The 19,054-nt window shown below is 37.0% G+C and carries 18 protein-coding genes; 15 read left to right on the top strand and 3 right to left on the bottom strand.

Annotated elements, in window-relative coordinates; translation table 11 throughout:
- Positions 1-23: 23 nt before the first annotated feature.
- The 3 genes from HXY43_RS00225 to HXY43_RS00215 all read right to left on the bottom strand — a co-directional run bounded on the left by HXY43_RS00225 (position 24) and on the right by HXY43_RS00215 (position 2,048).
- Complete coding sequence (locus HXY43_RS00225; RefSeq protein WP_367161439.1) at positions 24-227, bottom strand: DsbA family protein; 204 nt, start codon at positions 225-227, stop codon at positions 24-26.
- Between the two features lie 66 nt (positions 228-293).
- Positions 294-1,754 carry an AAA family ATPase gene (locus tag HXY43_RS00220; RefSeq protein WP_290878557.1) on the bottom strand — a complete coding sequence of 487 codons (1,461 nt, stop codon included), beginning with the start codon at positions 1,752-1,754 and terminating at the stop codon, positions 294-296.
- Between the two features lie 63 nt (positions 1,755-1,817).
- The gene (locus HXY43_RS00215) at positions 1,818-2,048 is read right to left on the bottom strand and encodes a GNAT family N-acetyltransferase (protein WP_290878556.1); all 231 of its coding nucleotides are present in this window, start codon (positions 2,046-2,048) and stop codon (positions 1,818-1,820) included.
- A 66-nt stretch (positions 2,049-2,114) separates the two neighbouring features.
- Here HXY43_RS00215 and HXY43_RS00210 point away from each other — a divergent pair, with 66 nt between their 5' ends.
- The 15 genes from HXY43_RS00210 to HXY43_RS00140 all read left to right on the top strand — a co-directional run bounded on the left by HXY43_RS00210 (position 2,115) and on the right by HXY43_RS00140 (position 18,984).
- Entirely contained in the window at positions 2,115-3,995 is a 1,881-nt protein-coding gene (locus tag HXY43_RS00210; RefSeq protein WP_290878555.1) for an ABC transporter ATP-binding protein, read from the top strand.
- A 162-nt stretch (positions 3,996-4,157) separates the two neighbouring features.
- Entirely contained in the window at positions 4,158-5,198 is a 1,041-nt protein-coding gene (gene rtcA / locus HXY43_RS00205) for an RNA 3'-terminal phosphate cyclase (RefSeq protein WP_290878554.1), read from the top strand.
- A gap of 497 nt (positions 5,199-5,695) precedes the next feature.
- Positions 5,696-5,905, top strand: coding sequence for a hypothetical protein (locus tag HXY43_RS00200; RefSeq protein WP_290878553.1), 210 nt, complete (start codon positions 5,696-5,698; stop codon positions 5,903-5,905).
- A 534-nt stretch (positions 5,906-6,439) separates the two neighbouring features.
- Positions 6,440-7,255: a WecB/TagA/CpsF family glycosyltransferase gene (locus HXY43_RS00195; RefSeq protein WP_290878552.1), complete on the top strand. Its 816-nt coding sequence runs from the start codon at positions 6,440-6,442 to the stop codon at positions 7,253-7,255.
- 370 nt (positions 7,256-7,625) lie between these two features.
- Positions 7,626-8,453 carry an ABC transporter permease gene (locus HXY43_RS00190; RefSeq protein ID WP_290878550.1) on the top strand — a complete coding sequence of 276 codons (828 nt, stop codon included), beginning with the start codon at positions 7,626-7,628 and terminating at the stop codon, positions 8,451-8,453.
- Between the two features lie 115 nt (positions 8,454-8,568).
- Positions 8,569-9,885, top strand: a complete 1,317-nt coding sequence (locus HXY43_RS00185; protein WP_290878549.1) for an ABC transporter ATP-binding protein — start codon at positions 8,569-8,571, stop codon at positions 9,883-9,885.
- Positions 9,878-10,579 carry a methyltransferase domain-containing protein gene (locus tag HXY43_RS00180; RefSeq protein WP_290878547.1) on the top strand — a complete coding sequence of 234 codons (702 nt, stop codon included), beginning with the start codon at positions 9,878-9,880 and terminating at the stop codon, positions 10,577-10,579. The genes HXY43_RS00185 and HXY43_RS00180 overlap by 8 nt, the downstream gene beginning before the upstream one ends.
- Positions 10,580-10,730: 151 nt before the next feature.
- Positions 10,731-11,444: an FkbM family methyltransferase gene (locus tag HXY43_RS00175; RefSeq protein WP_290878545.1), complete on the top strand. Its 714-nt coding sequence runs from the start codon at positions 10,731-10,733 to the stop codon at positions 11,442-11,444.
- 107 nt (positions 11,445-11,551) lie between these two features.
- The gene (locus HXY43_RS00170) at positions 11,552-12,454 is read left to right on the top strand and encodes an alpha-1,2-fucosyltransferase (RefSeq protein WP_290878543.1); all 903 of its coding nucleotides are present in this window, start codon (positions 11,552-11,554) and stop codon (positions 12,452-12,454) included.
- Between the two features lie 85 nt (positions 12,455-12,539).
- Positions 12,540-13,709: a glycosyltransferase family 4 protein gene (locus tag HXY43_RS00165; protein WP_290878541.1), complete on the top strand. Its 1,170-nt coding sequence runs from the start codon at positions 12,540-12,542 to the stop codon at positions 13,707-13,709.
- A 168-nt stretch (positions 13,710-13,877) separates the two neighbouring features.
- The gene (locus HXY43_RS00160; protein WP_290878539.1) at positions 13,878-14,693 is read left to right on the top strand and encodes a glycosyltransferase family 2 protein; all 816 of its coding nucleotides are present in this window, start codon (positions 13,878-13,880) and stop codon (positions 14,691-14,693) included.
- Positions 14,694-14,832: 139 nt separating this feature from the next.
- The gene (locus HXY43_RS00155) at positions 14,833-16,062 is read left to right on the top strand and encodes a glycosyltransferase (protein WP_290878537.1); all 1,230 of its coding nucleotides are present in this window, start codon (positions 14,833-14,835) and stop codon (positions 16,060-16,062) included.
- A 103-nt stretch (positions 16,063-16,165) separates the two neighbouring features.
- On the top strand, positions 16,166-17,080 hold the full coding sequence (locus HXY43_RS00150; protein ID WP_290878535.1) for a glycosyltransferase family 2 protein: 915 nt from the start codon (positions 16,166-16,168) through the stop codon (positions 17,078-17,080).
- Positions 17,081-17,141: 61 nt separating this feature from the next.
- On the top strand, positions 17,142-18,077 hold the full coding sequence (locus tag HXY43_RS00145) for a glycosyltransferase (RefSeq protein WP_290878533.1): 936 nt from the start codon (positions 17,142-17,144) through the stop codon (positions 18,075-18,077).
- A 127-nt stretch (positions 18,078-18,204) separates the two neighbouring features.
- Entirely contained in the window at positions 18,205-18,984 is a 780-nt protein-coding gene (locus HXY43_RS00140) for a methyltransferase domain-containing protein (protein ID WP_290878532.1), read from the top strand.
- Positions 18,985-19,054: the final 70 nt, after the last annotated feature.

Below are 19,054 nucleotides of genomic sequence, written 5' to 3'. Positions count from 1 at the left end.
TCCACTATCCACTATCCACAAGTCTACTTAGCACGCGCCAACAGCTTTTCTAGATCGGTTAGCTGCACAGCACCAGAAACAGTTTCACTTTTCATAATAAAAAATGGCGTGCCAGAAAGACCTAATTTTTCAGCTAATTGAATATCTTGTTGAATTTCTGTATTAGCAATCTCTCTATCTTTTTCAAATTTTTCCAAATCTAAATTTAGTTTTTTGGCAACATCTATGTTTTATTATTCGCCAACAAATCCAGGCTTTGGCAGCTGAGTTAGGATTACTTCAGTACAAGCACATTACAAATCAGCAATCCCCAAGTCTTCTGCTGTAATCCGGGAGATTGCGGAATCATCCATCTGTTCTAGACAATCTGCGATCCGGTTTGCTTGTTGTTCAATGCTGCGCTCGAAGATAACACGCGCAAAACGCCCATTGCCAAAACTTCGATCGCGTTTCGCATACGCAGTTTCAAAAATTGCTTGCAAAGCTATATGTGCTGAAATATCAATTGTGTATCCGTTATCGTGACAGAATTTCTTGAAAATTAAAATGAGTTCGCTGGGTGTGTAGTGATCGAGGTAAAACAATCGACTAAAGCGAGATTGCAGACCGGGGTTCGACTCGATCAAATACTCCATTTCATCTGTATATCCAGCTACAATCACCGCCAGGCGATCGCGGTGATCTTCCATGCGTTTGAGCAAGGCTTGTACCGCTTCCAAACCGAAATCGTTGGATGATGCCTCTCTTGGGACAAGAGCATGGGCTTCGTCGATAAAAAGCACACCGTCTAGCGCTTGCTTGACTGCATCGTCTACACGCAGTGCGGTTTGTCCGATATACCCACCAACGATTCCAGCTCGATCGGTTTCCACTACATGTCCGCGTTGAAGGCAACCCAGTTGTTTGTACAAGCGACCCACTAAACGCGCTATGGTGGTCTTACCAGTGCCGGGTGGCCCGTAAAGGACAAGGTGCAGTGAAGTGTCTGCAGTTTTGAGTCCTCGCGCCTTCCGTTCAGTCTGCACTTTTAAGAAATTTGTCAATGACAAAAGTTGACGCTTGGTGTGTTCGTGCCCAACCAATGCCTTTAAATCGACGAATACATTCTCAAGTGTGTCGCTAGCGGGTGGTTCATGCTCAACGAAGGATGCTGTTGTGGCAGTGTCAGCTCGACGATTTGATTGATGAGTGTTGGTTTCGGTGCTTGGGGTGCTAATGATCAAGCTGTGTACCTTGATTTTAATTTTGTCGTAGATGATGAAGCCAAACTTGCGATCGCTCACCTGCATCACTGTATCTACTGATAGTTTCTCAACCAGCATACTGTTGATATAAAACTCTACGAGTTCTCCATTACGTCGGATATCCAGAATATTTACTGCATTGGGATGTTTAATTTCGTAGCAGCGTTTCCAGGCGACGTAATCTTGAAAAATACCATTCTCGTACTTGGAGATTCGGTAGTAGCCATTGTCGGAGATCACAAACTCAAAGAAGTTACTTGTATTTGCAAGTCCCCAGACGAAACCATATCCATGATTGACACCAGTGACTTTTTCCAGCACAACATGAATGCGAAATTCTTGTTTGTCGTAGAAGAAGTCTGCTGATTGCCACGATAGCCACGAACTACCACCTGAACGTTTGTGTTCAAATGTATAATAATTGGCTTCAACGCAGACAGTGCATTCGGCGGAATCGTTTGTATACCATTTGTGGCGATTGTCTTGAAAGTGTTCCTCGAAAATCAACATAGCCTTCTTGCGTGGACTCAAGCTTGGACAAAGCTTACAGTCATAGTGTAAGCAAGACTCACGTTACCTCAAGGTACTGCTATGACTACCTTGAGCAAAAAGCTTTGAGCCAAGCAATTTAAAATTTAACTTCAGTTCCAAGTAGGCATTTTCCGCTTTTACCTTTTCCTGGGGAATTGGCCCTCTAGGTGAATATCTCATTACTTCTGGATTACTTAAAATCACTGCGAGTTCATCCAGATCGTCTATAGTGTATGGTTTTAGCCGCAATCGTGTAGTTTCAATCTCTGGCATGGTGGCAAGGTAGAAATGCAAACACTACCTTATTACTATTGTAAAAATTAATATAATTTTTATATTATGAGTATCTCCATACCTCGAAAAAAAACTCACTCAGAGTACCGTCGGCGTGAAAACGACTGGCGGTTATTTTTGCATTTGACACCATATGCGCGTACTCATGTACGTTTGTTGGTAGTGTCAATGGTGTTACTTGTGCCAGTAGCTATAGCCAACGCCATACAACCATTGCTAATTGGACAGATTATTTCTCTGATTCGCAATGAACCAAGCACTTACGAATTTCTCCGCAATCTTTCCTTTTGGCAGGCGCTGCAAATTTTGGAAGTATTGTTAGTTGTAACGGTAGTTATCCGACTGATATTTTCAGGTTTTCAGGGTTATTTGGTACAGAAGGTAGGGCAACAAATTACTGCTGCAATTCGCCAAGATTTATTTCATCATGTTACTTCTTTGGCAGTGCGCTTTTTTGACCGCACACCTGTAGGTAAATTAATTACCAGACTCACCAGTGATGTGGAAGTTTTAGGAGATGTATTTGCCACTGGAGCAATTGGTATTGTGTCCGATCTGTTTTCCATGCTGGTGATAGTTGTGTTTATGTTTTCTATTCAGTGGCAACTTGCCTTGTTGCTGCTGTTGATGCTCATACCTGTATCGTTTTTAATTATTTACTTTCAACAGCAGTACCGCAAAGCTAACTATAAAGCTAGAGAAGAACTTTCCGTCTTGAATTCCCAACTGCAAGAAAATATTGTTGGCATTAATATAGTGCAACTATTCCGACGAGAAAAATTTAATGCCAAGTTATTTAGCAATACAAACAAGCACTATGTCAAAGAAGTAGATAAAACCATCTTTCATGATTCCGCTGTTTCTGCAACATTGGAATGGGTTTCTCTAGTGGCGATCGCCGCTGTGCTTTTGGTTGGCGGTTATTTACTTTTGCAAAAAAACTTGACTTTTGGGATTTTATCTGCATTTGTATTGTATGCAGAACGATTATTCCAGCCTTTACAACAGTTTGCAGAAAAATTTACGGTCATCCAAGCGGGTTTCACAGCGATTGAACGCGTTACCGACATTTTAGATGAACCAATAGAAATACGCGATCGCACCAATCCCAGATTATCAGTATTTGATTCTCAATTCGGATACATAGACGAGATAGTTGCTAATCTTGAATCCCAAACTCAAGATTCCCAACCACAAATGGGAGAAATCAAATTTGAACACGTTTGGTTTGGCTATAAACAAGATGATTATGTCATTAAAGACCTAGACTTTACGATTCATCCTGGAGAAAAAGTGGCATTGGTTGGCCCCACTGGTGCTGGGAAAAGTACTATCATTCGTCTTTTGTGTCGTCTTTACGAACCCAGCCAGGGACGTATTTTAGTTGATGGTATTGATATTCGGGAGTTACCCCAAGCCGAACTACGGCGCTACATGGCAGTGATTTTGCAGGAAGGCTTTTTATTTGCTGGTAATGTTAAGAGCAACATCACCTTAGGAGATGGCTACAGCTTTGAGGAAGTTCAACAAGCAGCAGAGAACACCAACATTGCCAAGTTTATTGAACAACTTCCCCAAGGCTACGATACCCAACTTCGCGAACGGGGTACAAATCTTTCTAGCGGTCAAAAGCAACTGTTAGCCTTTGCCCGTGCAGCAATTCGCAATCCGCAAATTTTAGTCTTAGACGAAGCAACAGCTAGCCTAGATGTGGGAACAGAAGCATTAATTCAGGAAGCTTTAAACAAGCTGTTGATCGGACGTACCGCGATTATTATTGCCCATCGTCTGTCTACAATTCGTAACGTAGATCGAATTTTCGTACTCAAGCGTGGAGAATTAATAGAACAGGGAAGCCATGAAGAGTTACTGCAACTAGGTGGACTTTACGCTACCTTACACAATTTACAGATGTTGGGAACATAAACTGTAACTGTTGTTTGTTGTTAGTTGTTGGTTGTTTGGAGAAAGTAAGAACTAAGCTAAATTGCATCATTACGTAAGACTGTGAATTTACAAATATCGGTAATAGGTAATTGGCCCATTACCAATTACCTATTACCAATTACCAAGTTTAATTGAACTTTTATGATTTACATTGATGGATCTTACGGCGAAGGCGGAGGGCAAGTTCTTCGCACCTCCCTAAGTTTAGCCGCCATTACTGGTATTCCTACAACAATTTATAACGTCCGCGCCGGACGCAAAAAACCAGGGTTAGCTGCCCAACACTTAACAGCAGTTCGTGCCGCAGCAGCAATTTGTCATGCCGAAGTGCGAGGTGATGCTTTGGGTTCGATGATGCTGGAATTTATTCCCAGTAGAGTTGTGACAGCAAAAAACTACACCTTTGATGTCAGCGAAGCACGAGAAGGTGGTTCGGCAGGTGCCATTACTTTAGTATTGCAGACTATCCTGTTGCCTCTAGCGCTTGCAAGCGGTAGCTCTCAGGTAATGCTAAAGGGAGGGACGCATGTTCATCATAGCCCCCCTATGACTTACATTGAGCAAGTATATCTGCCGCTGTTACATCGAATGGGTGTGCAGTCAGAGGTTGAGTTGTGTGCTTGGGGTTGGTATCCCCAAGGCCAGGGTGAAGTGAAATTACTGGTGAGAGGTGATAGCAAGCTTGCTGGGATCAACTTGCTGGAACGCGGAGACTTGCGGCTAGTGTATGGTTCGGCAGTAGTGACAGAATTACCTTCCCACATTCCCCAGCGTATGGCCAGCCGTGCCGAGAATTTATTGCGAGAAGCAGGATTAAAAGCTGTAATCCAACCTGTGCGAAACAAAGGCATTGCACCAGGAGCAGGTTTGTTTCTGACTGCCGAATATGAGCATAGCTTAGCTGGGTTTAGTGCCTTGGGGCGTTTAGGCTTGCCAGCAGAAAAAGTAGCACAAATGGCTTGTGAGGAATTGTTGAAGTTTCACCAAACTGGTGCAGCAGTGGATGAACATTTAGCAGATCAATTATTGTTGCCAGCTGCTTTAGCTTCACAGGAGAGTGAATACCAGGTGGCGGAAGTCAGTACCCACTTGAAAACGAATGCTTGGGTAATTGAACAATTCGCCTTGGCAAAGGTAAGGATAGATGAAGTTCAAAAGATGGTGACAGTACAGCCTTGTTAATGCATCTCTACTGAATTTGATTATTAGATAAACTTATAGCTTATCTTTTAAAATTCTCACTTTTATTTCCGGACGATACTTGTGAAATGATGAATGTCTGTAGAGGTCTATAGATACCTATTGTTCAACACTATAATAAGTAAAATTTGATACTTAAGTTGTTTTACTTAAGCATGATTAGATAATCTCTACTATGAAATGTATTTCTACGAATAAATATCTATCAAACACAAGAATAGAGGTTGCCGCAGCCAATGAAAGCTTAAGTTACAATAGTCGTTAATTTTGTGTCTGTGAAAATAATATCTGCAAAGCGTTAAAACTTTATCACCGTAATTGTTTGAATCTACTATTGGAATTTGACGATTGAGATAAGATTGAATTACTATATAAATAGAACTATAAATAGCAAACAAGTATACTCAAGTATCTTGAAAGTAAGACCCTTAGCTTTTCAGAGTAAATTTAGTTTTTAACCAGAATCCAAGAAATTTATTATGCGATTGAAAAGATGGGAATCTCCACGCCGACAAGGCAGGAATGACAAAGGTAAAGGTGGCTCAGCAAGAAAGCGACAAATCAAGAAACAACAGCAGATGCTGCGACAGAGGCTAAAGGCGGGTAATGAAGAAGACAAGAAAATAAACCAAGGAACGGGGGAAGCAGAATTTAACTTCCCCCTATTTTTTGGGCTTTTCTCTGAATGATAAGAAACAAGGTTATTGATTCCCTGTTACTAAGTGACAGTTATTTCACTAGCACAACAGTAGTAATCAACTAGTCTATATTTTGTTTATAAATAAAAGATTATCAGTCTAAATAAATTTTTCATCAATAATATCTACGCAACAACCAGATAGTCTTGCTGTTTGGTTGTTTTAATTTTATAGTAATTATTTTTACTTCAAGAATAGTTTTCTAAGTCTATATAATCATCATAAACTTTTTTTAAAAAACTAAAGCAAAAATAAAGTAAATATAAAAAAAGCATGAAGTTTACTAAAAAACTACTGACAAGGTACGAATCTGGAGTAAAGTAAGATACAGGTCAACATGATTAAATCATCACCAGGGAAGCAGTTATTTGCTGTAATAACGATTGCATCTCCATGTGTTAACTACCGACCATATCCTAGCCTTTAATGCAAGTCAATCTTGACATGACCTGAAGTTTTTTAGATGTTTAGGTAGGCAATGGTTCAGTGGTTTTTTGATTTTATCTGTGACACAAGGAGTGACTTATGGTAGGAAGAGCTTTTCTACCTACTCAGAAAGTGCTAGAGTTTCCAATTACTGCTTTACGTTTTGAAGAACAAATACAAACAATACTGAGGTGGGCGATCGCACACGAGAGTAAGACTGTATGTGTAGCCAACGTGCATATGCTCATGGAGGCTTATTGGAATCCAGAGTTTGCTTGTGTGTTGCGAGGTGCCGACTTAGTCACTCCTGATGGTATGCCTCTAGTTTGGATGATGAGGCTTTTAGGAGCGCGATACCAAGATCGCGTAGCAGGGATGGATATCTTATCAGCATTGTGTGAGTTGGCTCAAACACTTGATGTAAGTGTTTTTTTTGTGGGTTCTCAAACAGAAATTCTGTCTTGCATGAGAACAAGGCTGGAGCAAGAATTTCCTCGCTTGAAAATTGCAGCGATGGAACCCCTACCATTTCGCCCTTTAACAGCAACAGAAGATGAAGCTCTTTCCCAAAAAATTAACTCCAGTGGTGCTGGTATAGTGTTTGTTTCCCTAGGGTGTCCAAAACAAGAAAAGTGGATGGCTCAGCATCATGGCAAAATTCAGGCAGTAATGATTGGCTTGGGTGGAGTATTCCCAGTTTATGCAGGAATTCATAAAAGGGCACCGCGCTTGGTGAGAGATTTAGGTTTTGAATGGTTGTACCGATGGGTTCAAGAACCCCGCCGCCTCTGGAATCGTTATACAAAGACGATTCCACCTTTTATATGGTTGGCTTTCAAGCAACTTTTGACATCTAGTTCTTTTAGTACTCCATTTCATATTCGCGAACGCTACCTGGGATGGAGAGTTGAGTAATTGTGAGTGATTTAGGTTGTGGTAGTTTAATGCTAACCAAAAAGCTTAGTTATCACCACAAATACTACTCATTTTCCTATCAGAATGAAAGGCAAAATTTATTTTGCATGAACAGTAGTTGTTTTTCATTAAAACTCCCGGAAAAATACAGCATTTCTAGAAATGATGTGACAGGATGTTCTCAAAAAAATTTGCCTAGCAAATATCAAGTAATACAAGGGTTTTTTAAACAGTTTAAGTCTGCCAATTTCATAAAAGCATCTGACTTGTATTATTTTTCTGATATTTCCACCTAATTTCGTGGCAGGACTTTAGCTAGCCTTGTCTACATTGAATGCAGTGTATTTCATGCAAAATAACGGATAAGTAGATGGAGACACAAAAACTCATCATCGAGGCAGGTCGGACTGAACGCCAGTATTGGCGCGACTTGTGGAAATACAGGGAGCTATTCTACTTTCTGGCATGGCGTGACATTTTGGTGCGCTACAAGCAAACTGTGATTGGAATGGCATGGGCATTAATTCGCCCATTTTTAACAATGGTGGTGTTTACCGTTGTATTTGGAGGCTTGGCAAAATTACCCAGTCCAGGTAATGTGCCTTACCCTATATTGGTCTACTCAGCTATGCTTCCTTGGCAGTTTTTTGCTGGGGCACTTACCGAATGTAGCAACAGTTTAATTAGCAATGCCAATCTGCTTTCCAAAGTCTACTTTCCGCGTTTAATAGTGCCTACTAGTGCAGTAATTGTTAGCTTTGTAGACTTCATGATTTCTGGGATGATTTTGCTGGGGTTGATGGCGTGGTACAACTTTGTCCCAGAGTGGCGGATTTTGACACTGCCATTGTTTATATTGATTGCCTTTGCAGCTTCGATGGGTGTAGGGCTGTGGCTAGCGGCTTTAACTGTAGAGTATCGAGATTTTCGCTATATCGTACCGTTTATAGTCCAGTTTGGTTTATACATTTCTCCGGTCGGTTTTAGCAGTACTATCGTTCCCCCACAGTGGCGATTGTTGTATTCACTCAACCCAATGGTAGGAGTAATCGACGGTTTCCGTTGGGCGATTTTAGGAGGTGACTCGCAAATTTACTTACCTGGATTTGCACTGTCTCTGGCTCTAGTAGTTCTGTTGCTGTGGAGTGGTATTTGGTACTTCCGCAAAATGGAACGTACTTTTGCCGATGTGATTTAGGAGAATATTTAATGCTTGCTGACGGGGGTGAGTTGAAGGTAAACCCAGGAAAAGTGTGTTCGCCAGATAAGCTTAATTATTGATCACAAAGTTATTGCGACTGAGTAAAGCGCCAATGTCTGAAACTGTTATTAAAGTTGAAAATCTGAGTAAAAAGTATATCCTCAGTCACCAGCAAGAAGGGCGAAGCAAATATAACAGATATAAATCTCTGCGGGAATCCATCAGTAATGGGGCAAAGTCGCTGAGTAAAAAATTGCTTAAACCTTCTGGCAAAGAAATATATGATACCGCCCGTGAAGAGTTTTGGGCGTTGAAAGATGTATCGTTTGAGATTAAGCAAGGTGACAGAGTTGGCATTATCGGTCGTAATGGAGCAGGAAAATCAACGCTGCTGAAAATTTTAAGTCGAATTACAGAACCAACAAAAGGAAGAATTGAAATTCAAGGGCGAGTAGCAAGTTTATTGGAAGTAGGGACAGGTTTTCATCCAGAACTTACTGGCAGAGAAAATATCTTCCTCAATGGTGCAATTCTGGGTATGAGTAAGACAGAAATCTTACGCAAGTTTGATGAGATTGTTGCCTTTGCAGAAATTGAAAAGTTTTTAGATACGCCGGTTAAGCGTTATTCCTCTGGAATGTATGTGCGGCTAGCGTTTGCAGTTGCTGCTCACCTAGAGCCAGAGATTTTAATTGTGGATGAGGTGCTAGCTGTAGGGGATAGTCAATTTCAAAAAAAATGTATTGGAAAGATGGAGGATGTATCAGCAAAAGAAGGACGAACAGTTTTATTTGTCAGCCATAATATGTCCACCATAAAAAAGCTATGTAATACAGGAGTTTTGCTGGAGAAAGGTTTATTAAAAACACAAGATCATATTCAAAATGTGATGATTACTTATGAAAAAAGTATATTTGATTCCAATAAAAAATTACAAGCAGGGATGATATATGAAAATTTTCTTGTTCATTCAGACGCTGATTTTTGGATTAATAAAATTGAAATGTTTGATGAAGAAGAAAAGCCCAAATTTTTGCTTGCAACTTGGGATTATGTCAAATTTCGTATACATTATGTAGCTAAAAAAACTATACATCAAGGTTCTGGACTTTTGTCAGTTACAACTTTCGATAATACAAACTTGCTCTTATGTTCAACAATGCCAGATAGAAGTGTAACTATGAAAATTTGTGAAGGACAACACTACTTTGATTGTACCTTCAAACAGTGGCCATTGGCAGCAGGGCAATATCTATTACAAGCTGGTTTAGCGATTCCTATGAAAGAATGGCTCTGTCAAACAAATGAGCCAATACCTCTAACTATACATTCAAAAGATATATTTAACTCTGGGATGCCTCCAGAAAGCTCAAGATATCTAATTGCTGCACCCTATGAAATCACTCCTGAGGTAATTGTAAATGGTTAATTCAATCAAAACATTTGTTCCTAAATCTTTTCGTGAGCGCTATTATTTTGCTTATAAAAATTGGAAAAATACTAATGAAATAACAAGTACTGAATCTAAGATTTTACTAGCTAAACTTAGAAGATTATTTCTGCCAATTTCATTGCCTCAACTAGAAAGTGGAGAAATTAATTTGCATCTAGGTTGTGGCCCCATCAATCACCCAAAATTTATCAACATTGATGGATTGCCTGCGCCACATATTCACTATATACGTCCCATCAATAATTTATCTTGCTTCGCAAAAAATAGCGTTGATTTAATATATGCATGTCACTGTCTAGAACACTTTTCACATGCTGATGTACCTATGGTATTAGCTGAATGGTTTAGAGTATTGAAAAAAGATGGTATTTTACGTCTTTCAGTGCCTAATTTTGATGCACTTTTAGATATTTATCATGCAAAGGGAAATGATATTAATAGCATCATTCGTGCTGTAATGGGAGGTCAAGACTACAAATACAATTTTCATATGACAATATTCAACAAAAAAAGCTTGAGTGATTTATTAAATAAATCAGGTTTCAGCAAGATTGAAGAATGGCAGCCAGGCAGTTGTGAGTTAACTACTTTTGATGATTTTTCAAATGTTGATATTGAGATTAATGGTAAAAGTTATCCTGTAAGTCTTAATCTTCAAGCTATAAAATAGTTCAAATTTAGTTATTGAATAAACTTTTATTTATTCTTCAATTAATTGTCTAATCAAACTCCAATCAGTGCTACAAATTCATGTTGTTTGCATTATCACTAAATGGAAATTCGAGTAGAGCAAAGCTTAGATTAGTAGAGGGGAAAATGGAATGAAAAAATTGATGAGTAAAGCTGCAGCTAAATTAGGTAGAAAATTTTTGTCTTTATCTCAGATTCTGTCTCAAAATCAAACTCAACAAACTCATAAAGAAATTTATTTGAAAGATTGGTTTAAAGACAATGGTGATAAAACTTTACGGCTTGATTATGATGATTTGAATGATAAATCTATTGTCTTTGATTTGGGTGGGTATGAAGGGCAATGGTCAAGTGATATTTTTGCCAAATACTGCTGTAAAATTCATATTTTTGAACCTGTTGAAAATTTTTATCAAGCAATCAAAAATCGTTTTTCCAAAAATTCTCAAATATTTGTCCATGATTTTGGATTGTCAAATGAAAATGATGAAGCTTTTATTTCGGTAGATGGATATAACTCTTCTATAACTAGAGATGTAAGTGGAGATGTTGAAAAAATAAAGCTAAGAAAAGCTGTTGAATTTCTTGAAGAGAATTCAATTAGTAAAATTGATTTAATGAAAATAAATATTGAGGGTGCAGAATATGATTTGCTAGAACATTTAATCGATTCTGGAGTAATTAAAATAATTAAAAATATTCAGGTGCAATTTCATGAGTTTGTGCCAGATGCAGAAAATAGAATGAAAGAAATTCATCATAAATTATCTAAAACTCACAATCTTAAGTGGCAATATTATTTTGTTTGGGAAGGTTGGGAGAATAAGGATTTGTGTATTGATTAATAATTGAATTAGTAGCTCTGAAAAAATTATTTAGTAATGGCAATTGTCTTCATATTGAAAGGTTTATGTCATCAAATATTTCAATATAGAGGATTTAAGAGTAATCAATGATTATAGTTAGACTAACTTGTGGACTTGGAAATCAGATGTTTCAGTATGCTGCTGGTAGGCGGCTTGCTGAAATACACTCTACCCTTCTGAAATTAGATATTTCGAGGTTTGAAGATATTCGTGAATATCGGAGTTATGCACTTAACTGTTTCCATATCTGGGAACACATTGCTACTCCCCAAGAAATTGAAATTTTCAAACAGCGGAAGTCTAAGCCAATGGGACAAAGACTTAAAAGCTTATTATATCGCTCGAAAGCTGATCGGAAGTTTTCTGAATTCCAGTTTGAGGATTCTATTCTCCAAGAGCAGCATTTTCACTTTGATCCTAACTTTTTTCAAGCTCCTAATAATGTCTACCTAGATGGTTATTGGCAATCGGAGAAATACTTTAGAGACATTCAGGACATTATACGAAGAGAATTTACAGTCAAGTACCCTCAAGATCCTAAAAGTCAGCATATCGCTGAATTGATTGGTAAGACAAATTCGGTATCAATTCACATTCGCCGAGGAGATTATGTAGAGCATCCAACTATAGCTCCCAAACACGGTTTTTGCGATCTGGACTACTACGATCGCGCAATTAGCTACATTAGCGATCGTGTATCTCAACCTCATTTCTTTATCTTTTCAGATGATCCTCATTGGGTCAAAGAAAATCTCCACCTAAAGTTCCCCATAATAATTGTTGACCATAATGGCTCAACTAGAAATTATGAGGATCTTAGGTTAATGAGTTTATGCCAACATCAGATTATTGCTAACAGTTCTTTTAGTTGGTGGGGAGCTTGGCTGAATTCCAATCCTGAAAAGATAGTTATTGCTCCAGTTAAATGGTTCAGTGGTATTGACTACGACACAAGCGATTTAGTTCCCGATAACTGGCTTAGGATGTAGTTGTCCTCATAAACTAGAGGAACATCACATTTGCTCGTTCACTTGAGAAAAGACAGAAATTAAGATCTACTTGGAGGAAATGTTGATGAAGATAGCTTGTGTAACTAGCCATGATGCTACGACTCCAGACGGGTATGGAGTACGTACTTACTACATGACTCAAGCTCTAAAAGATCAATGTGAATCAATGGAGTATATTGGTCCTTTTAGTGTTCCCAAAATACATTCATTGCTATTTAAAACAAAAACACGCTTCTACAATAAATTCTCTAAAAGACGTTACTCCTATAACAGAGATCAACTTCTGCTTAAAGAGTACGCACGGCAAATTTCTAAAAAATTATCTGGCATAAATGTCGATATAGTGTTTAGTCCAGTGAGTTTTGCTTCTCAACCGATTGCTTATCTTGAATCCAATCTACCTATTGTAATTTGGACGGATGCTACCTTTGCAGCAGCTTTAGATTTCTATCCAACATTAAACAGTAATGATATTTGCAAAGAAACTATCAGGGATAGCATAGCTAATGAAAGAAATGCATTAAGTAGGTGCAGTTTAGTCATATACTCATCTGAATGGGCTGCTCAAACAGCTCTTGAGAATTATCAAATTCATCCGTCTAAAGTTCGAGTTGTTCCATTTGGGGCAAACATTCATTGTAATAGAGAACTTAATGATATTAAAACGATAGTAGAATTGAGACCCTCAAATAAATGTAAGTTGTTATTCTTGGGCGCAGATTGGTACAGAAAAGGTGGAGATATAGCTGTTCAAGTAACTAAAACATTAAACGAAGCAGGCTTAGACACTGAACTAACAGTAGTTGGATGCGATCCCCTCATAACTGATGAACCTCTTCCTAGCTTTGTTAGGTTTTTAGGTTACATTAGCAAGTCTACAAAAGAAGGTTCAGACAAGATGGATAAATTATTATCTGAATCTCATTTTCTGATTTTGCCTACAAGAGCAGACTGTACTCCTAATGTAATTCCTGAAGCAAATTCATTTGGAATACCATGTATTACAACAAATATTGGTGGAATACCTACAATGGTTAGAGATAGTGTGAATGGTAAGACATTTTCAAAAGATGTGAATATTGAAGAATACTGCAAATATATTTTTAATTTATTCTCGGATTATACTCAGTATAAAAAATTGGCACTATCTGCATTTAATGAATATCAAACCCGTCTTAATTGGTCAGTCAATACACAAGCAGTGAAGAAATTAATGAGTGAATTAATATATTAATAAAAAAGATAAATTGTTAAGATAAATTTGGTTGTGTACGGACTGTATAAGTTCAAAATCATTGAGTCATATTCGATAAATATTGGACATGGAGATAAGTTTTATACCAAAATAAATGTTGAGTTTTTTAACTAAAGTAAGTCTTCTTATACCCAAGTTCAGCTAAACATGATCAGTATCATCACACCAGTTTATAATGGCGATCGCTTCATTGAAGCCTGCATTAAAAATGTCATTGAACAAAACTGTTCAGAGATTGAACACATCATTGTAGACGGAGATTCTAAAGATAGAACCGTAGAAATTATCAAATTGTATGCGTACAAATATCCACATATTCGATGGATTTCTGAAAAAGATAAAGGACAATCTGATGCAATGAATAAAGGAATTGCGATGGCTAAGGGAGAGATCTTAGGCATTTTGAATGTTGATGACTTTTATGAGCCAAATGTATTAAATCGAGTTTTGGAAATATTTAAAGATTTACCGGAACCAAGCTTACTTGTTGGTAACTGTAACATATGGGGTAATAACGGTCACATCAATAATGTAAATAAACCCTCCAGACTAAAACTGGAGGATTTATTACTAGGCTCAGATATAAATCCTTTCCCTGCAAACCCATCTGCATATTTTTATCACACCTCATTACATCAAATAATAGGAATGTATAAGGTAGATGAAGATTATGCAATGGACTTAGACTTTATACTCCGATCTGTAAAACATGCAACAGTTAAATATGTTGATGAAGTTTGGGGCAATTTTCGGCTGATTGAAGGTACGAAAACTTTCAATAATGTCAAAACAGGTCGAAATATAAAAAGCAAGAAACTAATATTTGACTTATATCGAAAAGAGCTTTCGCTATCTAAAAGAACTGTACTAGTTTCTAAAATCTACTTTTTTAGAACTCTGATGAAAATTAAGAAAAAGGTTAAATACTTAAAGAATAAGTACAAGTTATATTCAAAAATCTGAGACTAATTTCAGAGTGACTTCTTGGAATAATTTTCCAGCTTATCTAAGGACATTCACTGAAATTAAATTTAGTTTTCAGATTTCATTGTCGCAGGCACTAAGTGAAAATCACGCCAATAACTATGAGATGTGAACAATTATGAAAATTGCTTTTATAGTCAATAACTTTCCAGTTTTATCTCAAACTTTTATTTTAAACCAAATTACAGGCTTAATAGAAAAAGGAAACGAAGTTGATATTTATGCTAACCCATCTCATGAATTAAAAGTACATGCAGATGTAAATAATTTCAACCTAATGAAGCGAACCTATTATTTTCATACAACAAGTAAAAACCCCTTTGTTAACCTACTCAAAAGTCTCAGATTAATCCTTGAAAATTCCTTGAAATATCCTAAATTCCTTTATTGTTTGGTAAAGGGATTTCAGCATGCAAAAGAAGCTTCATTACCAATATGGATGCTACCTTACATAGCCGCACCATTTTTACCTGCAAAAAATTACGACATTATCCACTGTCATTTTGGTCCAAATGGTATAAAAGGTATTTTACTAAAAAAACTTGGCTTAATTCAAGGAAAATTAATTACGTCTTTTCATGGTTATGACATTACGTACTACCTTGAAAAATCTGGTAAAAATCCATACGAGGATTTGTTTGAAATCGGGGATTTATTTCTGCCAATTAGCGAACATTGGAAAAATAAACTTATCGAATTAGGATGCAATGAAAATAAAATCATTGTCCACCGGATGGGAGTTGATTGTAGAAAATTTTCCTTCACTCCACGTTATCCAAGTGATGATGGTCAAGTCCAAATAGTCACAATTGCAAGATTAGTTGAAAAAAAAGGTGTAGAGTATGGAATTCGTGCTATTGCTAAGTTAGCCAAAACCAACCACAAAATAGAGTATAACATTATCGGTGATGGACCTTTAATGGGTTATTTACAAGAAAGAATAAAACAATTAGGTGTTGAGAATACAGTAAAGCTACTTGGTTGGAAACAGCAGGATGAAGTTGTTGAAATACTCAACAACAGTCATATTCTGTTAGCTCCAAGTGTGACTAGTAAAGATGGAGATCAAGAGGGCATTCCTGTAGTGTTAATGGAAGCTATGGCGATGGGTCTTCCTGTAGTCAGTACTCAACATAGTGGAATACCGGAGCTTGTGAAAGATGCAATTACTGGTTTTTTAGCACCGGAAAGAGATGTTGATGCTTTAGCCGAGCGATTGAATTACTTGATTGAGCATTCAGAAGATTGGTTAAAGATGGGAGAAGCGGGATGTAGGTATGTAGAGGAACATTACAACATCAATAAACTTAATGAAGATTTATTTAATATATATAAAATGATTGCATAAGTATTACAATTATAGTAATTATTTTATATTTTGCATCTAAAAATCTAAAAATATTTAGGTTTATTTATATTAATATCTATGAGCAAAGAAGAGGAAATACAATATGTCAAAAACCAATACATACAAACAATTTGTGTCAGTTATCATTCCTGTTTTTAATAATAATGAAAAGTTGAAAATTTGCCTAGAAGCTTTAGAAAATCAAACATATCTAAAAAATCTTTATGAAGTATTAGTTGTAGATAATGATTCTGAGGAAGATGTCAAGAGTGTAGTTAATTGTTTTGATCAAGCCTCTACAGTCTACGAAGCTCGTCCTGGTTCCTATGCAGCACGAAATAAAGGAATATCACTAGCAAAAGGCGAAATTTTAGCTTTTACAGATTCAGATTGTATTCCAGCTTCAGATTGGATCGAAAAAGGGGTAGCAAGTCTTCTCATTACTCCTGATTGCGGGTTAGTAGCTGGTAGAATAGATTTATTTTTCAAAAATCCAGAGCGACCAAGCCCTGTAGAGCTTTATGAAAGTATTGATTTGAATTTTGAACAGGAAGATAATCTCAAGAATAAGCACTTTGGTGTAACTGCCAATCTTTTTACATTTAAGCATGTTTTTAATAGTGTTGGTTGCTTCGATGATAAACTTAAATCTGGTGGCGATCGCCAATGGGGAGAGCGAGTTTTTCAGGCTGGTTATCAACAGATTTATGCAGATGATGCTATTGTAAAACATCCTGCTAGATATTCATTTTCTCAACTTTATAAGCGAGTAGCTAGGTTTGTTGGTGGTAAGCATGATTTAATGATGAGTAAAAATCCTTCCTCAATGGAAATTGTGAGAGATTTAGCAGGAACTTTTACACCACCTTTTAGAAGTTTTTATAGAATTTGGAACAATCAAAAATTAAATGGAAGTAAACAAAAATTACAGTTTATCTTAGTAATGTTTTTTGTTAGATATGTAACTATTATTGAAAAAATGCGGCTTTACTTCGGTGGTACTTCTATAAGAGATTAGTTTCACATATATATTTTGATTCATGATAATCAATGAAATTTATTCGGAAGGCACAACAATTATGGAAAAACAACAACACAAAGATGAAAAAAATCCTCTAGTGAGCATAATTATAGGCAACTATAATTATGAGCGCTTTCTGAAGGAAGCAATAGATAGTGCGCTCAACCAAACATATCAAAATATTGAAGTTATTATTGTAGATGATGGTTCAAAAGATAAATCTCGGGAAATTATTAGTAGCTATGGTGAAAGAATAATTCCTGTGTTCAAAGAAAATGGTGGGCAGCCATCCAATTATAATGCAGGTTTTACAACTAGTCGAGGCGATATCATTTGCTTTCTAGATTCTGATGATATTTTTTTACCTCACAAAGTAGCGGAGGCTGTAAATATATTTGAATCTTATGAAGAAATTGCTTGGTGCTTCCACAGTGTCAGTTTAATAGATGAAAAGGGTAATCCTTTAAATCTCACTACTACACCAAACTACATATCTCGTGAATGTGATTTTCGGGCAAGGATTAAGGCTGGTAGAATGCCGCCTAATTTTCCTCCATCATCTGCACTGTGTTTCAGAAGATCGGTACTAGAGAAAATACTGCCTATGCCAACTACCAAAGCAACTCCGGGCAGTGACCATTATGTCAAGTTAATGGCAGCAGCCCTTAGCAAAGGTTTTATCTTGGGTAATGACCTAACATTGCAAAGAATACACGGTAGTAATATGGGAACTTTGAGAGGTAATGTACGATTCGTAAGAGTTAAAGAGTATACTTATACAGGTTTATGGATAAGACAAGAATTTCCATCCTTCAGAAGATTTGCTAATAAGTTAGTTTCTGGGGCAACTGCTTTTAATTGGATAACTGGGAATGATACTGAAAATATTAAAACTATCAAAAATTATCTATCTTCTAGTTCCATAGTTGAGAGATTGGATATTTACTTGCGAGCAGTATATTATTACGTAAATTCGCTAATTTTAGAACGCTAGTTCTGTATATTACTAATTTATAATTCTGAGTAGAAAAGTAGGAGAAAGCCAAATCAACAAACGCAAGTATAAATCTGAATTTGGAGATTATAACCATATATAATACTTTGAAAAATAGAGGTAAATTATGATTGAGTCAAATGCCAATTTTGGCATAGGAATACAAACGAAATACTACCTTTCGCAAATAGTTAAAAATTGTGTATCAGTAGCAAATTCACTTGCTTATGCAGGTAAAGAGTATAGCTGCCCTTGCTGTAAAGGCAATTTTCGGACATTCTTACCAGCAGGAATTAACAAAAGACCAAATGCGGAATGTCCCAAATGCTTCTCATTAGAAAGGCATCGTTTGTTGTGGCTCTATTTACATGACGAAACAAATTTGTTGAGTGAAAAACTGAAAGTTTTACATTTTGCACCAGAATTTCAACTCTATCGAGTCTTGCGATCGCTGCCTAATTTGGATTACCTGACTGCTGACTTATCAGCACCCCGTTCAATGGTTAATGTTGATGTTACAGATATGCCTTTTGCAGATAATTCCTTTGATGTCATTCTCTGCAATCATGTTTTAGAACACGTTCCAGATGACCACAAAGCCATGAAGGAACTTCATAGAGTTCTCAAACCTACTGGATGGGCAATTTTACAAGTTCCTCTCGATGCTACTCTTGAAAAAACCCTTGAAGATCCTAGCATCGTTTCAGAAGAAGACAGAATCAAGTTTTACGGTCAAAAAGACCACGTTAGGCAATACGGAAGAGACTATAAGAATCGGTTGGAAGCAGCAGGATTTAAAGTAAAAGTAGAAGATTATATCCAGAAAATAGGGACTGAATTAGCAGAAAGATACCGATTAATCAGTGAAGATAGCAATAGTGAAGATATCTATTTTTGTACTAAGTAAAAGCTGAACTTTTCTCCAGCATTTTCATACTAGTTGAGCAAAACATGAGATAAAAAATTACAATTAGGGT

This window comes from Fischerella sp. (assembly GCF_013388695.1).
Classification (GTDB): Bacteria; Cyanobacteriota; Cyanobacteriia; order Cyanobacteriales; family Nostocaceae; genus PCC9605.
This window is presented reverse-complemented; position numbering and strand designations above follow the sequence as displayed.